The organism is Streptomyces sp. NPDC001443 (assembly GCF_053597355.1).
The window spans coordinates 284,440-304,091 of record NZ_JBSFIA010000002.1 but is presented as its reverse complement, the minus strand read 5'-3'; the positions used below and the strand labels follow the sequence as shown (position 1 = coordinate 304,091).

Sequence of the window (19,652 nt, the reverse complement as noted above, 5' to 3'; positions counted from 1 at the left end):
TCGGTGATCCCGATCACAGCGCCCGGGTGACCGAGTCGTCGTCCTCCGCCGAAGGAGCAGCCTTGTTAGGCTTGGCCATAGCCCGATCGCTGGTGCATCCCCCGTCGCCAGCGGTCGGGCGCTTGCGTGCCGGTGGCCTCCGGCCCGCGCCTTCCCCGTCCGTCCGGACCCTCGCGTCCGGATCCCCGGAAAGGTGGTGAGTGCCGCGGTGAACCGGCGCGTCGTCATCGTCACCGCCGTCCACCCGCCCTCGGCCCGGTTCCTGCCGGAGGCGTACCGGTCGCTGTGCGAGCAGCGGCTGCCGCGGGGCTGGGATTGGCAGTGGCTGATCCAGGAGGACGGCCGCACCGACACGGTCCGCCGGCACGTTCCCGAAGACCCGCGGATCTCCTTCGGACAGGGCCGCCCCGGTGGCCCCGGCGTCGCCCGCACGATCGCCCTGGCCCGTGCGGACGGCGCGTACGTGAAGGTCCTGGACGCCGACGACCGGCTCGCCGAAGGGGTCCTCGCCCGCGACCTGGCGGTCCTCGAAGCCGATCCCGGCATCGGCTGGACGACGTCCCGGGCCCTGGACGTGCTGCCCGACGGCTCGACGGCCGGTTTCCCCGGCGATCCCGACGACGGGCCCGTCGAGCGCGGTGCCGTGCTCGACTTCTGGAGGGCGAACGACTTCCGTGCCCCGGTCCATCCGGCGACGCTCTGCGTACGCCGGGAACTGCTGCTCGCCCTGGGCGGCTGGATGGCACTGCCCGCGTCCGAGGACACGGGTCTGCTGCTGGCGCTGAACTCCGTGAGCCGGGGCTGGTTCTCCTCGGCGGTGGGGCTGCTGTACCGCAAGTGGGAGGGCCAGGCGACCGGCCAGGCGGCCCATACGGACCCGGCCGAACGGGCCGCCCGGATGGCGGTCGTGGAGCAGCGGGCACGGGCGCTGGCCGGGCTGCGGTGGGGGTTTCCGGCCGCGGACTGAGGTCCGCGCGGGCGCGGACCGGCTTGCCCGCGTCTGCGGCATGATCCGCCGGACAGGCCCTGGAGCCGTCCCGGTCAGGGAAGTGTCTCCGCGTCCGCCCGGGAGAAGATCAGGTCGCTCTCGGCGGTGACCGGGCCGCGCAGGCGGACCGCGACGCCGGGGGTTCCGCCGAGCGCCGCGGGGTAGCTCTCGGCGGCGTAGTCGTTGGCCAGCCGGTAGACGTGGAAGCCCGCGTCGGTCATCGTCCTCAGCAGTTCCGCCGGGGAGTCGCCGAGCGCGGCCATCCGTTCGGGAGTCACCTCGACGCAGATCTCCGCGTCGGGCCTGAGCCGGTCCAGCAGGGGGGCCAGACCGCGTACGACGCTGCCCTCGGCGCCCTCGACGTCTATCTTGACGACCCGGGCGGCGGCGATCTCGGCCGGTTCGAGCAGTTCCGGCAGCGGCCGGGCCTCGATGTCGAAGGTGGACTCCGCCGGACCGTCGTACGGGACGATGCTGTTCGCCCCGGTGTTGGCGGAGCTGGCGAGGACGAAGGTCAGGGTCCGACGACCGTCCGAGACCGCCGCGTTGACCGCGCGGACGTTGCGGCAGCCGTTGAGCCGGCACTGCTGCGACAGCCGGCGGTGGAAGTCAGGGGAGGCCTCGATCGCCACCACCCGGCCGGTGTCGCCCACGAGTTGTGAGGCCAGCACGCTGAACACCCCGACGTTGGCGCCGACGTCGACGAAGCAGTCGCCCGGCCGCAGCCGGCGCCGCAGCCAGCTCGTCAGGTGCGGCTCCCACACCCCGAAGAGATACAGGTAGCGCTGGATCAGGTCCCGGGTGTCGACCGCGAACCGGGCTCCGGAGCGGGTCTCGACGACACGTCGGCGCGGATGGTCGCGCAGGTAGGGGTTGAGGTGGCGGGCGGCGAGCCAGCCCTTGCCGAGGGAGCCGGGGGCGTCCCGTACGTAGCGACGGCCGAGCGTGACCAGCAGCTCCGCGACCGGACCGTTCATCGGGGCGAGGGCCGTCATCCACACTCCCGTCGGACCGTTCGGAACCCGGTGGCGCGGCCCGCGCCGCCGGCTTCCTGGTGCCTGCCCGTGCGGGGGCCCGGCGAACCGCCCGGCTCAGCTCCCGTTCCGGTCGAAGGGGAGCTCCAGCATCCGGATGGCGTTGCCCCGCAGCAGTTTGTACGTCACCTCGTCCGGCAGACCCGCCACATGCTCCTGGGCCACCGCCTTGGTGTGCGGCCAGGTCGAGTCGACGTGCGGGTAGTCCGTCTCGAAGGTCGCGTTGTCCACGCCCACGGTCTCGATCGCCTCGATGCCGTGCCGGTCGCGGAAGAAGCAGCAGAAGATCTGCCGGTAGTAGTACGTCGAGGGCGGCTCCGGGATCAGGTCCTTGACCCCGCCCCAGGCCCGGTGCTCCTCCCACACGTCGTCGGCGCGCTCCAGGGCGTACGGGATCCACCCCATCTGCCCCTCGCTGTAGGCGAGCTTCAGCCGCGGGAACTTCACCAGCACGCCGGAGAAGAGGAAGTCCATCATCGAGGCCATGGCGTTGTTGAAGCTGAGCGCGGCCTGCACGGCCGGGGGCGCGTCCGGGGACGCCGCCGGCATCTGCGACGACGAGCCGATGTGCATGTTGACGGCCGTGCCGGTCTCCTCGCAGGCGGCGAAGAACGGGTCCCAGTAGCCGGAGTGGATCGAGGGGAGCCCGAGATAGGTGGGGATCTCGCTGAAGGTCACCGCCCGCACCCCGCGGGCCGCGTTGCGCCGGATCTCCGCGACGGCCAGGTCCACGTCCCACAGCGGGATCAGGCACAGCGGGATCAGACGGCCGCCGCTGTCCCCGCACCACTCCTCGACCATCCAGTCGTTGTAGGCGCGCACACAGGCGAGTCCGACCTCCTTGTCCCGGGCCTCGGCGAAGGTCTGACCGCAGAAGCGCGGGAAGGTCGGGAAGCACAGCGAGGCCTCGACGTGGTTGAGGTCCATGTCCGCCAGCCGGGCCTTCGGGTCCCAGCAGCCGCGGCGCATCTGCTCTCGGGTGATGCCGTCGAGGGTCATCTCGTCGCGGGAGAAGCCGACGGCCGCGATGATGCGCTTGTACGGGAAGATCTCGCCCTCGTACTCCCACCAGTCGGTCGGCTGGCCGTCCGGGTCGGTGGTGAAGCGGTACTTCCCGCCGACGTACGCCAGGTCCCCGATCCCGGCGGTGAAGGGCTTCGGCCCCTTGTCCCGGTACCGGCTCGGCAGCCAGGTCTCGAACAGGTGCGCGGGCTCGATCACGTGGTCGTCCACGCTGATGACCCTGGGCAGTTCCGCGGTGCCGCCGTCCTTGCCGACCATGACCAACCCCTCACTGCCCCACCAACGAATCTGACGGTCCGTCAGTTCAAGTTAGGTGGTGCTCACCTCGACCGCAAGGGGCAGCCCGGCGGTTCCCTCCGGCCGCCCCCGCGGACCCCGTCAGGTGTTCCAGGTCTCGTCGTACGGGTCGTGCGGCACCGGCACCGGCTTCGCCGCGATGACCTCGATGAACGGGATCGGGCCGCCGTTGACGGGGTCCTTCGCCCGCCGGGCGGTGTAGGTGCCGGTGATCCGGAGCCAGGTGTCCGGCTGGAGGACCGGCGGGATGTGGCCGGTCAGGCCGACCTTGACCGGCTGGGCGTCCGCGGCGCAGCAGTTGAGGGCCATCCGGACCAGGTACGGGGTGCCGTCGCGGTCGAGGGCCACGAAGCCGGTGAGCTGGATCCGGCGGCCGGTGAGGGTACGGCCGTGGTCGTAGACCGCCCGGCCCGCGTAGTCGACCACGCCGAGGCGCAGCAGGCCGGCGGCGGGCAGCGGCGGATAGGCGAGCGGCTCCTGCAGGGCCGTACCCGTGCGGGTCGCGCTGTAGGAGCCGAGCGCGGGCGGGGCGACCAGGATGAGGGCCAGCAGGGGCAGGATCAGGAGCCACGAGATCCGGGGCTCGCGGTGGACGTGGCCGTGACCGTGGCCGTGGCCATCGACGTCACCGTCGCCGTGAGCGGCGTCGGCCGCGGGGGCTTCCTGCGGCGTTCCGGCCGCCACGGGCGCCTGCGCCGTCCCGGCGGTCGCGGCCGTCGCGGGCGCCTGCGCCGTCCCGGCGGTCGCGGGCGCCTTCGCCGCCTCCTCCGTCGCGGGCGCCTTCGCCCCGCGGCGCTCGTACCACGCGGTCGCCAGCGCCGCCGCGATCAGCACCGCGCCCGAGGCCAGCAGCAGCGGCTGGAGGCCCGCCTTGACGTAGCGCAGATAGAGGTCGGTCGTCCCGGCGTGCAGCAGGGCGGCGCCGAGCAGGAACATCACGGCTGCCTGGGCAAGGCGGTTCACAGGAGCACCGTCCCGGTCAGGACCGCCACGGTGATCGCGAGGACGAACGTGGCGGGGGCGAAGCGCAGGGCGAAGGCCCGGCCGAAGGTGCCGGCCTGCATGGCGAACAGTTTCAGGTCGATCATCGGGCCGACGACCAGGAACGCGAGCCGGGCCGTCAGCGAGAACTGGGAGAGCGAGGAGGCCACGAACGCGTCCGCCTCCGAGCAGATCGACAGCAGCACGGCGAGCACCGACAGGGCGAGGACCGCGAGCACCGGGTTGTCGGCCGCGGTCCGCAGCCAGCTCGCGGGCGCCACCGCCTTCAGGGTCGCCGCCGCCATCGCGCCCAGCACCAGGAAACCGCCCGCGTGCATCACGTCGTGGCGGACCGAACCCCAGAACGCGGCGCCCTTGCTCTCGCCGTCGTGCGGCGCGTGCGCGGGCAGCCGCAACAGGTCGGTACGGCCCAGGCGCTGCCACAGCCAGCCCATCACGCACGCCACCACCAGGCTCGCGACGAAGCGGGCCAGCACCATCTCGGGATCGCGGGGGAAGGCCACGGCGGTCGCGGTCAGCACGATCGGGTTGATGGCCGGGGCGGAGAGAAGGAAGGCCAGGGCCGCGGCGGGGGTGACGCCCCGGCGCACCAGCGCGCCCGCCACCGGCACCGACGCGCACTCGCAGCCCGGCAGCACCGCGCCCGCCATCCCCGCGACGGGCACCGCCAGCGCGGGACGGCTCGGCAGGGCGCGGGCGAAGAAGGAGGGCGGCACGAAGACGGCGATGGCCGCCGACAGCAGGACGCCGAGGACCAGGAAGGGCAGGGCCTGGACGACCACCGCCACGAACACCGTCGTCCAGCTCTGCATCACCGGCGCGGACAGCGCCCGGCGCAACGGGCCCTGGAACAGCACCAGCACCAGCAGGAGCATCGTCAGCACGAGGGTGGAGTCGAGCCGACGGCCCTCCCGCTGCGGCTCGCGGGGGCCTGCGTCGGGGCCCGGACCGGCAGCGGGACCGTCGTCGGCCCCCGGTGGGGCCGTGTCAGTGATCGCCACGGTCGGGCACCTCCGTCTTCCGCGCTCTCCGCGTGTTCCATATGTTCCGTGTGCTCCCCTTTCACTACGTGGCCGCGGGCAGCGGTGTTCAGGTCCCGTCTGGAACCATCCGTCCCGGTGAGGCAGTCTTCTCACTCGTGGCGAGCGTTCCGAATCAGGGTCTGCCGACGGACGTCGGCGCGCACATGGTGGTCTGCGGCGACGACGGGCTCGCGCACCGGCTCGCCGCCGAGCTGCGCGGGGTGTACGAGGAGCAGGTCACGCTCGTCGTCCCGCCCGCGCAGCGCACGACCCGGGCGCCCGCGGTCGAACGGGCCAGGGCGGTGTCGGCGGCGCTGCTCGACCGGGTGGTGAGCGCGGCGGTCAACCGGGCCTCGGGCAACGGCGGTGGCGGTGGCGGTGGCACCGGCAGTGAACCCGGCGGTCGCGAGCGGACGTTGACGGCGGACGAGCCGTCCGAGGTCGTGCTGGCCGAGGCCGGCGTGGCGCAGGCGGCCGCGCTGGCGCTGGTGTACGAGGACGACGAGACCAACATCCGCGCGGCCCTCACCGCCCGGCGGCTCAATCCCCGGCTGCGGCTCGTGCTGCGGCTGTACAACCGGCGGCTGGGGCAGCACATCCAGGAACTCCTCGACCAGACGGCCGCGTTGGCGGCCGGCGCGGACGGCACCGCGGGCCTGGGCGACGCCTCCACCGCGGTGCTGTCCGACGCCGACACCGCGGCGCCCGCGCTGGTGGCCTCCGCCGTCGCCGGCACCACCAAGGTCGTACAGACGGACGGGCTGTTGCTGCGCGCGGTGGACCGGCCGCCGCCGGGGCCCGGCCGGACGGCCGATCCCGGGCTGGCCACGCTCGCCCTGCTGTCCCCGACGCTCGACGACCCGTCGGGCGCGGACGGCTCCGAGATCGCCGGGGAGCACGAACCGCAGCTGCTGCCCGACGCGGCCGCGGTCCGCGCCGCCACCGGGCGCGGGACCGTCGTGCTGGAGCAGGTGTCGTACACCGTGCCGCCCGCGGCGGCGTCGGCCGGCCTCGGCAGGGGCGTCGTACCACCGTTCACCTCGCTGTTCTCGCGTCAGCTACGGCTGTCGCTGGCCGGGCTCGCGGGCTGCGTGCTGGCGCTGGCGGTGGCCCTGTGGCTGGTGACCGGGATCCATCCGCTGGGCGCGCTGTACCTCACGCTGCTGGACCTCTTCGCCATCGACGACCCGGCGATCGGGGCGTCCACCGAACGGCAGGTGCTGCAACTGCTGTCCGGACTGGTCGGGTTGCTGCTGCTGCCGGTGCTGCTGGCCGCGGTGCTGGAGGCCCTCGGCACGTTCCGCAGCGCGTCCGCGCTGCGCAAGCCGCCCCGCGGGATGGGCGGGCACGTGGTGCTCCTCGGACTCGGCAAGATCGGAACCCGGGTGCTGAGGCGGCTGCGGGAACTGAACATCCCCGTGGTGTGCGTGGAGAGCGGACCGGAGGCACGGGGACTGGCGCTGGCCCGGCGCCTTCGGGTGCCGGTGGTGCTGGGGGACGTCACCCAGGAGGGAGTCCTGGAGGCCGCCAAGATCCATCGGGCGAACGCCCTGCTCGCCGTGACGAGTTCGGACACCACGAACCTGGAGGCGGTGCTGTACGCGCGGGCCCTGCGGCCCGATCTGCGGGTGGTGCTGCGGCTGTACGACGACGACTTCTCGACCGCCGTGTTCCGGACCCTGCGGGCCGCGCATCCCCAGGCGCTCACCCGCAGCCGGAGCGTCTCCCATCTGGCGGCGCCCGCCTTCGCCGGGGCGATGCTGGGGCGGCAGATCCTGGGAGCGATCCCGGTGGAGCGGCGGGTGCTGCTGTTCGCGGCGGTGCGGGTGGGCGACCATTCGCAGCTGGCGGGGAGGACGGTGGCCGAGGCGTTCCGGGCGGGAGCCTGGCGGGTGCTGGCCCTGGACCCGACGGGCTCGTGCGTGCCGGCGGGGTCCGGGCCGGCCGGCGCCGGGCCGGCCTCGCAGACGGGTTCAAGAACAGGTGAGGCCCGCCAGGGTGAGTCGGGGCTGGTGTGGAACCTGCCCGACACCTATGTGCTGGGGGCCGAGGACCGGGTGGTGCTGGCGGCGACGCGACGGGGGATGGCGGAGCTGCTGGGACGGCGGACCCGCAGGCAGGGAGGGGTGTGACTGCCGGACGGGCCCGCCGCCGCGCGGTCGTCAGCCGCCGAGGTGTCTCTCCGCGAACTCCAGTTCCAGCCGTACCTGCTTGATCCGCTCGTCCACGACCAGCGAGCCGTGGCCCGCGTCGTAGCGGTACACCTCGTGCACCGCTGCGCGGCTCTCCAGGCGCTTGACGTAGTTCTCGATCTGGCGGATCGGGCAGCGCGGGTCGTTGACGCCCGCCGAGATGTAGACCGGGGCCTCGACCCGGTCGACGTAGGTGAGCGGGGAGGACGCCTCGAAGCGGTCCGGGACCTCCTCCGGGGTGCCGCCCAGCAGGGTGCGGTCCATCGCCTTCAGGGCCTCCATCTCGTCGTGGTAGGCCGTGACGTAGTCGGCGACCGGGACCACGGCGATGCCCAGGGTCCAGGCGTCCGGCTGGACGCCGAGGCCCAGCAGGGTGAGGTAGCCGCCCCAGGAGCCGCCGGTGAGGATCAGCCGGGAGGGGTCGGCGAGGCCGGAGCCGATCGCCCAGTCGCGGACGGCGGCGATGTCCTCCAGCTCGATCAGGCCGACGCGGTGCTTGAGGGCGTCCGTCCAGGCCCGGCCGTAGCCGGTCGAGCCGCGGTAGTTGACCCGGACCACCGCGTACCCGTGGTCCACCCAGGCCGCCGGGGCCGCCGCGAAGGAGTCGCTGTCGTGCCAGGTCGGGCCGCCGTGGATGTCGAAGACCGTGGGCAGCGGGCCGGTGGCGCCCGCGGGCTTCTGGACCAGGGCGTGGATGCGGCCGCCCGGTCCCTCCACCCAGACGTCCTCGACCGGAACCGAGCCCGGGGACTTCAGGCCCGGCGGGTCCAGGACCACCCCGCCGCTCGTCGAGCGGACGGTGGACGGCTCGGCCGACGACGACCACAGGTACTCCACCGTGCCGTCCGGGCGGGCCGTCGCCCCGGAGACCGTGCCGGGCGGCGTGGGGATCCGCTCCAGCGCGCCGGTGGCGAGGTCGTAGCGGAAGAGTTCGCTGCGGGCCTCGAAGCCGTGCGCGATCAGCAGCCCGCTGCCGTCCGGGTACCACTCGGCGCTCACGTCGCCCGGCAGGTCCAGCATCAGGTCGCTCTGGGCGCCGGACGCCACGTCCCACACCAGCGGCTCCCAGCGGCCGCGCCGCTGGTGGCCGATGAGCAGCCGGGTGTCGCCGTCCACCGGGGCGAAGCCGAGTACCTCCAGGCCCAGTTCCCGGGTGCCGCCCTCGGTGTCGTCCAGTTCGGCGACCGCCGTGCCGTCGGGGCGCAGCACCCGCAGCGCCGAGTGCATCGCGTCGCCGTGCTCGGTGTGCTCGACGGCGATCAGCGAGCCGTCGTGCGAGAGGTCGCCGACACCCGCCGACTCGCGGTGCCGGTAGATCTCCACCGGGGGCTCGCCCACCCGGGCGAGGTGCAGGGTCGTGCCGTCGTCGTCCGTGGAGCGGCCGACGACGGCCGTGCGGCCGTCCCTGCCCAGGGCCAGGCCCGCCGGGTACGACGGGTCCAGGCCGGGCGCGGCGAGCTCGTCCTCGCCGCCCTCGAAGGGCTGGCGGCGCCAGACGCCGAACTCGTCGCCGTCCTTGTCGTCGAACCACCAGATCCAGGCGCCGTCCGGGGAGAGCACGCCGTCGGTCGTGCCGTTCGGCCGGTCCGTGACCTGACGCTGCTCGTCCGTCGAACGGTCCCAGGCGTACAGCTCATACGTCCCGGTCGCGTTCGACACGAACAAGGAGCGGTGCGGTGCGTCCTCCGCCCAGTCGGGCAGCGACACCCGCGGCGCCCGGAAGCGCTTCTCCCAGTCCGGCATCTCCTCGCGCTGTACCTGCTGATCCGGCGAGACGGACCCGTTGCTCTCAGTCATGGCCCCATACTGCCCGTCCCGCGCGCCGATCGACCGGTGAGGCCCCCAGGCTGTGGACAACTTCAGGCAGTCCCTTACCGTTCCGCTTTCCTTCTCTTACCTTCCCCCCGCCTGGAGGCCGGCCGCTCCCCCGCCGACCGGCCGCGCGCGGGCGCCCCGTACCGTGGTCGGTGTGTACCGGTTCCTGCTGACGCCCCGCTGGTGGGGGATCAACCTCTTCGTCCTGCTGGCCATCCCCTTCTGCGTCTTCATGGGCTCCTGGCAGCTGAGCCGGTTCGAGTCCCGCGTGGCCGACCACCGCGAGGCGGGCGCGCAGGCCACGGCCGACCGCGCGAAGGCGGCCCGGCCGCTGGCCGAGCTGCTGCCCGTGGACAAGGAGACGTCCGGCGACCGGGTCACCGCGACCGGCCGGTACGGCAGGCAGCTGCTGGTCCCCGGCCGTGAGCTGGACGGCCACGACGGCTTCTACGTGCTGACGCTGCTGCGCACGGACGACGGCAAGGCCCTGCCCGTCGTCCGCGGCTGGCTGCCGGGCAGTGCCGACCCGGCGAAGGCCCCGGCCCCGCCGGCCGGCGAGGTCACCGTCACCGGCGCGCTCCAGGCCTCCGAGACCCCGGGGGACAACGGCGTCAGCGCGCGCGGCGGACTGCCGGCCGGGCAGACGGCGGCGATCAGCGCGGCGTCCCTGGTGAACCTCGTGCCGTACGACGTGTACGACGCCTGGGTCACGCTGGACCGGGGGGACTCGGGGATGAAGGCCGTGCCCGCGGCCGCCGCGGCGGACACCGGGCTGGATCTGAAGGCGTTCCAGAACCTCGGCTACACCGGCGAGTGGTTCGTGTTCGCCGGCTTCGTGGTCTTCATGTGGTTCCGGCTGCTGCGCCGCGAGGTGGAGTTCGCGCGGGACGCGGAGCTGGGGCTGCTGCCCGAGGGGGAGCAGCCGGCGGTCGTCTGACCGGGCCGCCGCCGAGGAGTTCCCCGACGGCCCCGTCGTCACCGGATCCCGCGCCGGGACCGCCCGGCCCTGGACGGCACCGGATCCCGCGTCCGGGACCGTCGTCGTGGCCGTCGCCGTTACGACGCCGCCAGCACGCCCGTCCGGTAGACCGTGCCCGCGCAGGCGTTGGACACCGTCACCGAAGCCGTCGGCGAGCCCGTCTCCGGGGTGTACGAGACGACCACACTGCCGTCGGCCGTGCCGTCCGCCCGGATCGTCTGGGCGACCGTACCGGTGTCGCCGCCGGTGGTGGAGCCCGACGCGGCGCTCGCTCCGCTCGGGCTCGGGCTCGGGGCGGGGGTGGTGCCGCCGCTGTCGGTGCCGCTGCCCGCGCCGGTGGTGGGACAGGTCGCGGAGGGCACCCAGGCGAACTTCACCTCGTAGGCGGAGCCGGGCGCGATGGTGAGCTGGGGGACGTAGAGCGACGGGTCGGGCAGCCCGGCCGCCGCGTCGCCCGCGGCATGTTCCACGACGGTGATCCTGGTGACGTCCGCGGCCCCCTGGGCGAGGGTGGCGAAGGTGCCGGGCCCGCCGACCGTGCAGCCCTTGGTGGAGACGTTGGCGATCCGGTAGGTGCCGTAGACGACGCCGGCCGAGTCGGGGACGTCGGCGGTCGCGCTGCTGGAGCCGAGCTGGTCGGCCGTGCAGGCGGGGACGCTCTGCGTATCGGTGGCCGAGGGGTCGGCGGACGCGGTGGCGGTGCCGGGGTCCTTGCTCTGGCCGGTGTTCTCGGTGCCGGCCTGGCCGGTGCCGGAGGTCTTGCCGCCGGCCCCGCCGGAGATGCTGGAGCCGCCGTCCGGGCCCTTGCCCGAGGTGGCGCCCTGCGCCTGGGAGCTGTCGGCCGCGATCGACGGGTCGGCGTCGGAACCGCCGGAGTAGGAGACGTGCAGCAGGGCCGGGATGGCGGTGCCGACGAAGAGGGCGGCGGCCGCCATGCCGACGGCTGCCTGCCGCTTGCGCGCCCTGCGGGCCGGTACCGCGCGCCGCAGGTGGTCCAGCGTGCCGTCGCGCGGCTCGATGTCCCGGACGGCTTCGTGCAGCAGGCTGCGGAGCGCCAGCTCGCCCGAGTCGAGCCCGGCCGGGCTCTTTTCGTCAGGGCTGTGGTTCACGGTTCCGTTCCCAGCGTGCGATTGCTTCGATCCTTGTTCGTGCGGCGACGTCATCGGCTCGTGCCACGCGTACGGCTCGTGCCGCTCATGGGAGTCCCTGCCCTCGGCTTCTTCCCTCACGCCGTCGCCTCCATGGCGACGCGCAGGGCCGCGATGCCACGGGACCCGTACGCCTTCACCGAACCCAGCGATATGCCGAGCGCCTCGGCGACCTGGGCCTCGGTCATGTCCGCGAAGTAGCGCAGCACCAGGACCTCGCGCTGACGGCGCTGGAGGCCCTTCATCGCCTTGATCAGGGAGTCGCGCTCGAGCTGGTCGTAGGCCCCTTCCTCGGCGCTCGCCATGTCCGGCATCGGCTTGGAGAGCAGCTTGAGGCCGAGGATGCGCCGGCGCAGCGCGGAGCGGGAGAGGTTGACGACCGTCTGACGCAGATAGGCGAGGGTCTTCTCCGGATCGCGCACGCGCTTGCGGGCCGAGTGGACGCGGATGAACGCCTCCTGGACGACGTCCTCGCAGGAGGCGGTGTCGTCGAGCAGGAGCGCCGCGAGTCCGAGCAGCGAGCGGTAGTGGGTGCGGTAGGTCTCGGTGAGGTGGTCGACGGTGGTGCCGGCCGCCACGGAGTCGTCGGCGCCGTCGCGCTGGCTCGGGATGCGGGTGGGCCGCGCTGCGGGCACGGGAGAGATCACCGGCATGCCGCCGGGCATGCGCGGCGGTCGGGGCGGGCGCAGCACGATGCTGCGGGGCGCCGCTGTGAGTTCGAGTACCTCTGCCACGCCAGTTGGACACGCTTCCCCCGGTGAGGGTTGTACGTGCCGGGCGTCACTTTTGCGTCGGCCCTGCCGGCCGACGGTCTCGCGTCAGGCAGCACAACGAACGTTGCCTCGATTGCCCTCATGCGTCCCGCTCTTCCCCTATGTCCATACGCGGGCGTCCCCACTCCCGCGCCACGGTGTCCCCACGCCTGGATCACACACGCCCCCACACCCGGAAGGGCGACCGCAAAGACGCTCCCCGCCCTCGGCGCGGTTGCGGAGAACGGGGAGAAAATCTTCGGTCGTGCGGGCCTCATGATTCCAGTGGTCCGGACCACTGGTCCACCCCACTCGCCTCACACGTACCGCACACGCGACACATGGATAGTACAAAGAAGAAGGCCGCCGCCAGGCATTTTTCCCCGGCGGCCGACAGGCTCGGCCGCGACCGACGGGCTCAGCCGAGCTCGGCCGCCACCAGTTCGGCGATCTGCGCGGTGTTGAGCGCGGCGCCCTTGCGCAGGTTGTCCCCGCACACGAACAGTTCCAGCGCGGTGGGGTCGTCCAGCGACCGGCGCACCCGGCCGACCCAGGTCGGATCCGTGCCGACCACGTCGGCGGGCGTCGGGAACTCGCCGGCGCCCGGGTCGTCGTACAGGACGACCCCGGGTGCTGTGGCGAGGATCTCGCGGGCCCGCCCGACGGTCACCTCGCGCTCGAAGCGGGCGTGCACGGTGAGCGAGTGCGTGGTCACCACCGGGACCTGTACGCACGTCACCGCCACGGGCAGCTCCGGCAGTCCGAGGATCCTGCGGGACTCGTCCCGCACCTTCATCTCCTCCGACGACCAGCCGTCCGCGCGCAGCGAGCCGACCCACGGCACGACGTTGAGGGCCACCGGTTCGGGGAAGGGGCCGGTGTCGTCCCCGACGGCCCGGCGCACGTCACCGGGGCCGGACCCCAGCTCGGTGCCGACGACCAGGGAGAGCTGCCGCCGCAGGGTCTCGACGCCCGCCCGGCCGGCGCCGCTCACCGCCTGGTACGAGGAGACGGCCAGCGCGCGCAGCCCGAACTCGGCGTGCAGCGCGCCCAGCGCCACGATCATGGACAGGGTCGTGCAGTTCGGGCTGGCGACGATCCCGCGCGGCCGCACCCGCGCCCGGTGCGCGTTGACCTCGGGCACCACGAGCGGCACCTCGGGATCCATCCGGAAGGCGGCGGAGTTGTCCACGACCACCACGCCCCTGGCGGCGGCGATCGGGGCCCAGTGCGCGGCGACCTCGTCGGGCACGTCGAACATGGCGACGTCGATCCCGTCGAAGGCCTCCTCCGACAGGGCCACCACCTCGACCTGCTCACCGCGCACGGCCAGCTTGCGGCCGGCCGAGCGCGGCGAGGCGATCAGACGGATCTCGCCCCAGATGTCCGCGTGCTGGGACAGGATCTGGAGCATGACGGTGCCGACGGCGCCGGTCGCTCCCACGACCGCCAGCGCCGGCCGTCCGGAGCGACCGGTTGCGGTCATCAGCGGCCGGTGCCTCCGTAGACGACGGCCTCGTCGCTGTCGGAGTCCAGACCGAAGGCGGTGTGCACCGCGCGGACGGCCTCCGGCACGTCGTCGGCGCGCGTGACGACCGAGATGCGGATCTCGGAGGTGGAGATCAGCTCGATGTTCACCCCCGCGTCGGACAGCGCCTCGAAGAAGGACGCCGTGACACCCGGGTTGGTCTTCATCCCCGCGCCGACGAGAGAGATCTTGCCGATCTGGTCGTCGTAGCGCAGCGAGTCGAAGCCGATGCCCGACCGGTTGCGCTCCAGGGCGTCGATGGCCTTGCGGCCCTCGGTCTTCGGCAGGGTGAAGGAGATGTCCGTCAGGCCGGTGGCGGCGGCGGACACGTTCTGCACGACCATGTCGATGTTGACCTGGGCGTCGGCGATGGTGCGGAAGATCGCGGCGGCCTCGCCCGGCTTGTCCGGTACCCCGACGACCGTGATCTTGGCCTCGGAGGTGTCGTGCGCGACACCGGAGATGATGGCCTGCTCCACCTTCTTGTCCCCTTGCTTCGGCTCGTTGCTGACCCAGGTGCCCTGAAGTCCCGAGAAGGACGAGCGCACATGGATCGGGATGTTGTAGCGGCGGGCGTACTCCACACAGCGGTGGAGCAGCACCTTGGAGCCGGACGCGGCGAGCTCCAGCATGTCCTCGAAGGAGATCCAGTCGATCTTCTTCGCCTTCTTCACCACCCGCGGGTCGGCGGTGAACACGCCGTCGACGTCGGTGTAGATCTCGCAGACCTCGGCGTCGAGGGCGGCGGCCAGGGCCACGGCCGTGGTGTCGGAACCACCGCGACCGAGCGTGGTGATGTCCTTCTTGTCCTGGCTGACACCCTGGAAGCCGGCGACGATGGCGATGTTGCCCTCGTCCAGCGCGGTGCGGATCCGGCCCGGCGTGACGTCGATGATCCGGGCTTTGTTGTGGACCGAGTCGGTGATGACGCCTGCCTGGCTGCCGGTGAACGACTGGGCCTCGTGGCCCAGGTTTTTGATCGCCATGGCCAGCAGTGCCATGGAGATACGCTCTCCGGCGGTCAGCAGCATGTCGAACTCACGCCCGGCAGGCATCGGGGATACCTGCTCGGCGAGATCGATCAGCTCGTCCGTCGTGTCGCCCATCGCGGAAACGACGACGACCACCTGGTGGCCGTTCTTCTTCGCTTCCACGATTCGCTTGGCGACGCGCTTGATGCCCTCGGCATCGGCTACGGAGGAGCCTCCGTACTTCTGCACGACAAGGCCCACGTGCGCTCCTCGCTCAGTTTTGTCTGATTTCCCGCACATACGCCGGTGTACTGCGGGTCGGCTCAGTCTAACGAGCGCCCGAATTTCACCTCCGCGGTATCGCATGGTGAGATGTCCGGCCGCTCGCTCGTACCCGGGGACTCCCTGCCCGCTGACACCCGTGACACACCGGCGCGGGACTGTGATCCGGCTTGCAGAGACGTCCGGGCACCCGCCCGGGCAGGAGCCGGGATCCCGGGGCCGGGGACCCCGCCCCGACGCCCTAGGAGACCGGTCCGAGCCCGAGCGGGCCCGCGATCTCCTCCGCCATGACCCGGCCGGCCTCGATCTCCAGCGCGTCGTCGCTCACGTCCATGTCCGTGTCCAGACCGTCCAGCTCCTCCAGGGGCTGGTCCAGCCGGATGTGGGCCAGCAGCGAGTGCAGCGCCCTGAGCGTCGCCGAGGCCGTCGAGCCCCAGTTGGAGAAGTAGGAGAACTGCCACCACCAGAGGGCCTCCGTGGTGCGGCCCGCGCGGTAGTGGGCCATGCCGTGGCGCAGGTCGGTGATGACGTTCGCGAGGTCGTCGGAGATCCGGGCGGGGACCGGCGCCTTGCGGGGCTCGTAGGGGTCGAAGACCTCCGAGTAGACGTCGATCGGGTCCAGCAGCCGGGCCAGGTTCTCGCGCAGGTCGTCCACGTCCGGCTCCGGGCCCGAGTCGGGCTCGTAGCGCTCGTCGGGGACGATGTCCTCGTGCGCGCCGAGCCGGCCGCCCGCCAGCAGCAGCTGGGAGACCTCCAGCAGGAGGAAGGGCACGGTCGAGCCCGGTTCGTCGCCCTTCGCGACCTCGGTGACGGCTACCAGGAAGCTCTCGATCTGGTCCGCGATCTGGACCGCGAAGTCGTCCGGGCTCGGTTCGATCGCGTGCAGCGTGGCGTCAGACATCTAGGAGTCGTCTCCCCTCGAAGGCGCGGCCGAGGGTGACCTCGTCCGCGTATTCCAGGTCGCCACCCACCGGGAGGCCGCTGGCCAGGCGGGTGACCTTCAGGCCCATGGGCTTGATCATGCGGGCGAGATACGTCGCTGTCGCCTCGCCCTCGAGATTCGGGTCCGTGGCCAGGATCAGCTCGGTCACCGCGCCGTCGGCCAGGCGGGCCAGGAGTTCCCGTATCCGCAGGTCGTCCGGGCCCACGCCCTCGATCGGGCTGATCGCGCCGCCCAGGACGTGGTAGCGGCCGCGGAACTCACGGGTGCGCTCGATGGCCACGACGTCCTTGGGCTCCTCGACGACACAGATGACGGTGGCGTCGCGGCGGGTGTCGCGGCAGATCCCGCACAACTCCTCCTGCGCCACGTTGCCGCAGGTCGCGCAGAACCTGACCTTCGCCTTCACTTCGAGGAGAGCGTGCGCGAGCCGGCGGACGTCCGTCGGCTCCGCCTGGAGGATGTGGAAGGCGATCCGCTGCGCGCTCTTGGGACCGACGCCGGGGAGCCGCCCCAGCTCGTCGATGAGGTCCTGGACCACGCCTTCGTACAACGGACTGCCCTTCCTGGTTCTTCGAGGACTTTCAGTACGTACCGTAGTTGGCCGTCGCCCGTTCGAGGAAGGCGGTACGGGCCCGACTCGGTTCGAACGTCAGAACGGCAGGCCGGGGATGCCGCTGCCGCCGCCCAGCCCCTGGGCCAGCGGGCCGAGCTTCTGCTGCTGAAGGGTCTGCGCGTTCTCGTTGGCCGCCTGGACGGCCGCGACGACCAGGTCGGCGAGGGTCTCGGTGTCGTCCGGGTCCACCGCCTTCGGATCGATCTTCAGGGCGCGCAGCTCGCCGGATCCGGTCACGGTCGCCCGCACCAGGCCGCCGCCCGACTGGCCGTCGACCTCCGTCCGCGCCAGTTCCTCCTGCGCCCGCGCCAGGTCCTGCTGCATCTTCTGGGCCTGCTGGAGCAGTTGCTGCATATTGGGCTGGCCACCACCGGGAATCACGATCAGCTCCTGGTTTCGTACGGCTGTCCGGGCGAGGTTCTCCCCGCCTGGCACGAGCCTACGTGGTCCAGGCAGGCATCGCCCCAGCACTCTTTCGAGTGACACGATTGTCCGTCCTATACCTGATCAAGCCCCTCTTCCAGGCGGAAAAGCATGGAAACCGGCCTCTTCGCCACCCATTGGGCGGTAGGAAGGATGCGACGCATCAGCACCAGACGTCACGGTGGCGCGATGTGAGGATGTCAGTACGTTACGGAACGTGATCGGACGGGATCAGTAGGGAGTGCCTGGTGGGCCAGCCGGAGATGCAGCCCGAGGGTCCGCCTCAGGACGGGCGGGGCGAGGGCCCGGCCGGGCTGCGGCCGGGCGATCTGACCGGGCGGGCGTTCCCGCACGGCGACTGGGGCGAGCCCGCCGCGCGGCTGGACGAGCTGTACCGGTGGGTGGAGCGCGGGGCGCTGGAGACCGCGGCCTGGTACCTGTCCGACCGGGTGGGCAAGCGGCGGGCCGCGTGGGGCCTGCGCGCCGGTGCCGCGGCCGGGGCGGTCTCGGGGGCCGCGCTGCCCTTCCTGGACTTCACCGGGGTCGTCGACGGCGCGGCGCCCTGGGGGTATCTCGCGCTGCTGCTGGCGGGGGCGTGCGTGGGCGTCGACCGGTTCTTCGGGGTGACGTCGGGATGGATAAGGGACGTCGCGACCGCGCAGGCGGTCCAGCGGCGGCTCCAGCTGCTCCAGTTCGACTGGGCCTCGGAGAGCGTGCGGGAGGTGCTGGGACCGGCTGAGGGCACCGCCGGCGAGGCCGCCGAACGCTGTCTGGGCGTGCTGCGCAGGTTCTCGGAGGACGTGACCGAGCTGGTGCGTACGGAGACCGCCGACTGGATGGTGGAGTTCCGTACCGGGTCGGCGCCGCTGGCCATCCAGTCGGCGACGGCCTCCGTGCCCCGGCAGGACAACGGGTCCGGACCGGGCCGCTTCCCCCTGCCGCCGGGCCCGACCCGGCCGAACATGCCCCGGCAGCGCCCGCCCGAGCCGCGCTGAACCGGCGGCCGGGGCAGGCGCGTGCGCGGGCGGCCTACGCGCAGAGTTTCATGCCCTCCGGCGTCCAGCACGGGATGTGCCCGTACGTGCGGATCACGTCCTGGCCGTTGCCGCGCGAGAGATAGGTCAGGAAGCTCGACGCCAGCGAGTCGGCCGGGGGCCGGCCGTAGGTGTACGCGTACTCGATCTCCCGGTAGGGGTAGGCGCTCGTGCCGTGCTCGATGGCGTCGACGGACGGCGGGCCGGCGTCGAGGTCCACATGGTGCAGGCCCGGTGCGCGGTCGGCCGCGTTGAGCTCGCTGTAGCCGATCGCGCCGGGCAGGTCGGCGACCGTCGACAGCACCTGGTCCGTCGAGTCCAGCTCGCAGCGGATCACCGGGGCCGTCCGGTCGTCCTTGTGGACGCAGTCGACGGAGGAGTTCGCGATCTCGCCCCGGCCGCCCAGCACCCGGCGCTGGAAGACCTGCCGGGTCCCGGAGTCGGCGTCCCGGCTGACCATGCGCACGGCCAGGTCCGGCCCGCCGAGCTGGCGCCAGTTTGTGATCTCGCCGCGGTAAAGACGCCGTACGTCCCGCGTCGACAGGTTCCTCAGCGGGACGTCGTCGTTGACGACGAGCGCGAAGACCGAGACCGCGATCCGGTTCTCCCGCAGCTCGGGCATGTCGCCGGGCTTGGGCCCGTCGGAGAGGGCGATCAGGGACGGCGTGCCCTTGCTGTCCTCGCCGGCCGCCGCCAGGTCCCGGATGCCCGCCGTCGAACCGTGCGCGTCGACCACCACCGTCGCCCCCTCGCACTCCTGCTGGTACTTCTGCGCGACCTCCTTCAGCACCGGGGCGAAGGCCGTCGAGCCGGTGACCGTCAGGGTGCCGTGCGCGCAGCCGATGGGCGGCGGGGTCCCGTCGCCGGACACAACGATGCCCGCGAGGGTCAGCACGCTGAGCGTGAGCATGATGCTGATCGTCCGGGCCGCGCGGCTGAACAGTGGCGGCTTCTCGTCCGGGGTCGCGCTGCGGTTGGGGTGCACCTCCCCGTCGCGGATGCCGCCGCTGAGCCGGATCTCGCAGCCCACGTCGCCGCCGGAGAGCAGCACGAGCAGCTTGAAATGGTCGCCGCGGTTGAGCGGGACGCGCGGGATGCGCAGGGTGTTGCCCTCGTAGCCGAGCCCGGCGGCCGGGGTGAAGTGGTCCATGAGGTGGTCGGTCCCGGACGGCTGGGTGACCGAGACACCCCGGATGGTGCGCTCGGTGAACACCGCGGTCAGGCCGTGGAGCTCACGTCCGGTGTAGTCGTTGTCGGCGATGCTCTGCGAACCGTCGTTCTCTATCCGCAGCAGGACGAGCGTGGCGTCCGTCATCCCCGGGGCCTCGTCGAACAGGCCCAGCCGTCGGTTGGCCCGGCCCGATCTGACGTCGTCGCCGATCGGGTTGTCCATCTGCACGCGGTAGCCGATCCGCTTGCGACGCGGCACCCGGCGCTCGTACCAGACCATGACGCCCGACGCGACGATGCCGAGGACCGCCGTCCCCACGGCCACGACGTTCTCTGCGCTCAGCCACTCCACCGTGGGTGCCCCCGCTGCCCCGAGCCGAAATCGTGCGGTCACCGTAAGGCCGCGCGAAGGGGCATTCCAGGCCACGCCCGCGAA

General features: G+C 72.5%; 17 protein-coding genes. 4 read left to right on the top strand and 13 right to left on the bottom strand.

Annotation, left to right across the window (positions count from 1 at the left end):
• Positions 1-196 precede the first annotated feature (196 nt).
• Positions 197-967, top strand: a complete 771-nt coding sequence (locus tag ACWC24_RS04175) for a glycosyltransferase family 2 protein (protein WP_450661278.1) — start codon at positions 197-199, stop codon at positions 965-967.
• A 74-nt stretch (positions 968-1,041) separates the two neighbouring features.
• Here the strand turns inward: ACWC24_RS04175 and ACWC24_RS04170 are convergent, their stop codons facing one another.
• The 4 genes from ACWC24_RS04170 to ACWC24_RS04155 all read right to left on the bottom strand — a co-directional run bounded on the left by ACWC24_RS04170 (position 1,042) and on the right by ACWC24_RS04155 (position 5,345).
• Positions 1,042-1,965 (bottom strand): FkbM family methyltransferase, encoded by a 924-nt coding sequence (locus ACWC24_RS04170; RefSeq protein ID WP_450661424.1) that lies wholly within the window; start codon positions 1,963-1,965, stop codon positions 1,042-1,044.
• A gap of 114 nt (positions 1,966-2,079) precedes the next feature.
• Positions 2,080-3,303: an amidohydrolase family protein gene (locus ACWC24_RS04165; RefSeq protein ID WP_450661277.1), complete on the bottom strand. Its 1,224-nt coding sequence runs from the start codon at positions 3,301-3,303 to the stop codon at positions 2,080-2,082.
• Between the two features lie 120 nt (positions 3,304-3,423).
• The gene (locus ACWC24_RS04160) at positions 3,424-4,305 is read right to left on the bottom strand and encodes a TIGR03943 family putative permease subunit (RefSeq protein ID WP_450661276.1); all 882 of its coding nucleotides are present in this window, start codon (positions 4,303-4,305) and stop codon (positions 3,424-3,426) included.
• Positions 4,302-5,345, bottom strand: coding sequence for a permease (locus ACWC24_RS04155; protein WP_450661275.1), 1,044 nt, complete (start codon positions 5,343-5,345; stop codon positions 4,302-4,304). Before ACWC24_RS04155 ends, ACWC24_RS04160 begins: the two co-directional genes overlap by 4 nt.
• Before the next feature lie 185 nt (positions 5,346-5,530).
• On the opposite strand from ACWC24_RS04155, the gene ACWC24_RS04150 reads away from it, so the two are divergent.
• Positions 5,531-7,498 carry a potassium channel family protein gene (locus ACWC24_RS04150; protein ID WP_450661423.1) on the top strand — a complete coding sequence of 656 codons (1,968 nt, stop codon included), beginning with the start codon at positions 5,531-5,533 and terminating at the stop codon, positions 7,496-7,498.
• Positions 7,499-7,528: 30 nt separating this feature from the next.
• Here ACWC24_RS04150 and ACWC24_RS04145 read toward each other — a convergent pair whose 3' ends face one another.
• Positions 7,529-9,355 (bottom strand): prolyl oligopeptidase family serine peptidase, encoded by a 1,827-nt coding sequence (locus tag ACWC24_RS04145; RefSeq protein WP_450661274.1) that lies wholly within the window; start codon positions 9,353-9,355, stop codon positions 7,529-7,531.
• Positions 9,356-9,527: 172 nt separating this feature from the next.
• Between ACWC24_RS04145 and ACWC24_RS04140 the strand changes: the two genes are divergently transcribed.
• Complete coding sequence (locus ACWC24_RS04140; RefSeq protein ID WP_450661273.1) at positions 9,528-10,310, top strand: SURF1 family protein; 783 nt, start codon at positions 9,528-9,530, stop codon at positions 10,308-10,310.
• A gap of 119 nt (positions 10,311-10,429) precedes the next feature.
• Here ACWC24_RS04140 and ACWC24_RS04135 read toward each other — a convergent pair whose 3' ends face one another.
• The 7 genes from ACWC24_RS04135 to ACWC24_RS04105 all read right to left on the bottom strand — a co-directional run bounded on the left by ACWC24_RS04135 (position 10,430) and on the right by ACWC24_RS04105 (position 16,970).
• Positions 10,430-11,461, bottom strand: a complete 1,032-nt coding sequence (locus tag ACWC24_RS04135; RefSeq protein WP_450661272.1) for a hypothetical protein — start codon at positions 11,459-11,461, stop codon at positions 10,430-10,432.
• A gap of 116 nt (positions 11,462-11,577) precedes the next feature.
• Entirely contained in the window at positions 11,578-12,153 is a 576-nt protein-coding gene (locus ACWC24_RS04130) for a SigE family RNA polymerase sigma factor (protein ID WP_450661422.1), read from the bottom strand.
• Between the two features lie 517 nt (positions 12,154-12,670).
• On the bottom strand, positions 12,671-13,738 hold the full coding sequence (locus ACWC24_RS04125) for an aspartate-semialdehyde dehydrogenase (protein ID WP_450661271.1): 1,068 nt from the start codon (positions 13,736-13,738) through the stop codon (positions 12,671-12,673).
• Entirely contained in the window at positions 13,738-15,012 is a 1,275-nt protein-coding gene (locus ACWC24_RS04120; RefSeq protein WP_162468479.1) for an aspartate kinase, read from the bottom strand. The genes ACWC24_RS04125 and ACWC24_RS04120 overlap by 1 nt, the downstream gene beginning before the upstream one ends.
• A gap of 262 nt (positions 15,013-15,274) precedes the next feature.
• Positions 15,275-15,934, bottom strand: a complete 660-nt coding sequence (locus ACWC24_RS04115) for a DUF5063 domain-containing protein (RefSeq protein ID WP_450661270.1) — start codon at positions 15,932-15,934, stop codon at positions 15,275-15,277.
• A complete protein-coding gene (gene recR, locus ACWC24_RS04110) occupies positions 15,927-16,526 on the bottom strand; it encodes a recombination mediator RecR (RefSeq protein ID WP_450661269.1) in 600 nt (199 codons plus the stop codon). The genes ACWC24_RS04115 and recR overlap by 8 nt, the downstream gene beginning before the upstream one ends.
• 99 nt (positions 16,527-16,625) lie before the next feature.
• Complete coding sequence (locus ACWC24_RS04105) at positions 16,626-16,970, bottom strand: YbaB/EbfC family nucleoid-associated protein (RefSeq protein WP_162468483.1); 345 nt, start codon at positions 16,968-16,970, stop codon at positions 16,626-16,628.
• Positions 16,971-17,260: 290 nt separating this feature from the next.
• Here ACWC24_RS04105 and ACWC24_RS04100 point away from each other — a divergent pair, with 290 nt between their 5' ends.
• On the top strand, positions 17,261-18,007 hold the full coding sequence (locus ACWC24_RS04100) for an SLATT domain-containing protein (protein WP_450661268.1): 747 nt from the start codon (positions 17,261-17,263) through the stop codon (positions 18,005-18,007).
• A gap of 34 nt (positions 18,008-18,041) precedes the next feature.
• Here the strand turns inward: ACWC24_RS04100 and ACWC24_RS04095 are convergent, their stop codons facing one another.
• The gene (locus ACWC24_RS04095) at positions 18,042-19,568 is read right to left on the bottom strand and encodes a substrate-binding domain-containing protein (RefSeq protein ID WP_450661267.1); all 1,527 of its coding nucleotides are present in this window, start codon (positions 19,566-19,568) and stop codon (positions 18,042-18,044) included.
• Positions 19,569-19,652 lie beyond the last annotated feature (84 nt).

Bases quoted from the DNA above. Each gene is read 5' to 3' on its own strand.
- ACWC24_RS04170 (WP_450661424.1), bottom strand. From the start codon at position 1,965: ATGAACGGTCCGGTCGCGGAGCTGCTGGTCACGCTCGGCCGTCGCTAC.
- ACWC24_RS04165 (WP_450661277.1), bottom strand. From the start codon at position 3,303: ATGGTCGGCAAGGACGGCGGCACCGCGGAACTGCCCAGGGTCATCAGC.
- ACWC24_RS04150 (WP_450661423.1), top strand. From the start codon at position 5,531: ATGGTGGTCTGCGGCGACGACGGGCTCGCGCACCGGCTCGCCGCCGAG.
- ACWC24_RS04145 (WP_450661274.1), bottom strand. From the start codon at position 9,355: ATGACTGAGAGCAACGGGTCCGTCTCGCCGGATCAGCAGGTACAGCGC.
- ACWC24_RS04130 (WP_450661422.1), bottom strand. From the start codon at position 12,153: ATGCCGGTGATCTCTCCCGTGCCCGCAGCGCGGCCCACCCGCATCCCG.
- ACWC24_RS04125 (WP_450661271.1), bottom strand. From the start codon at position 13,738: ATGACCGCAACCGGTCGCTCCGGACGGCCGGCGCTGGCGGTCGTGGGA.
- ACWC24_RS04115 (WP_450661270.1), bottom strand. From the start codon at position 15,934: ATGTCTGACGCCACGCTGCACGCGATCGAACCGAGCCCGGACGACTTC.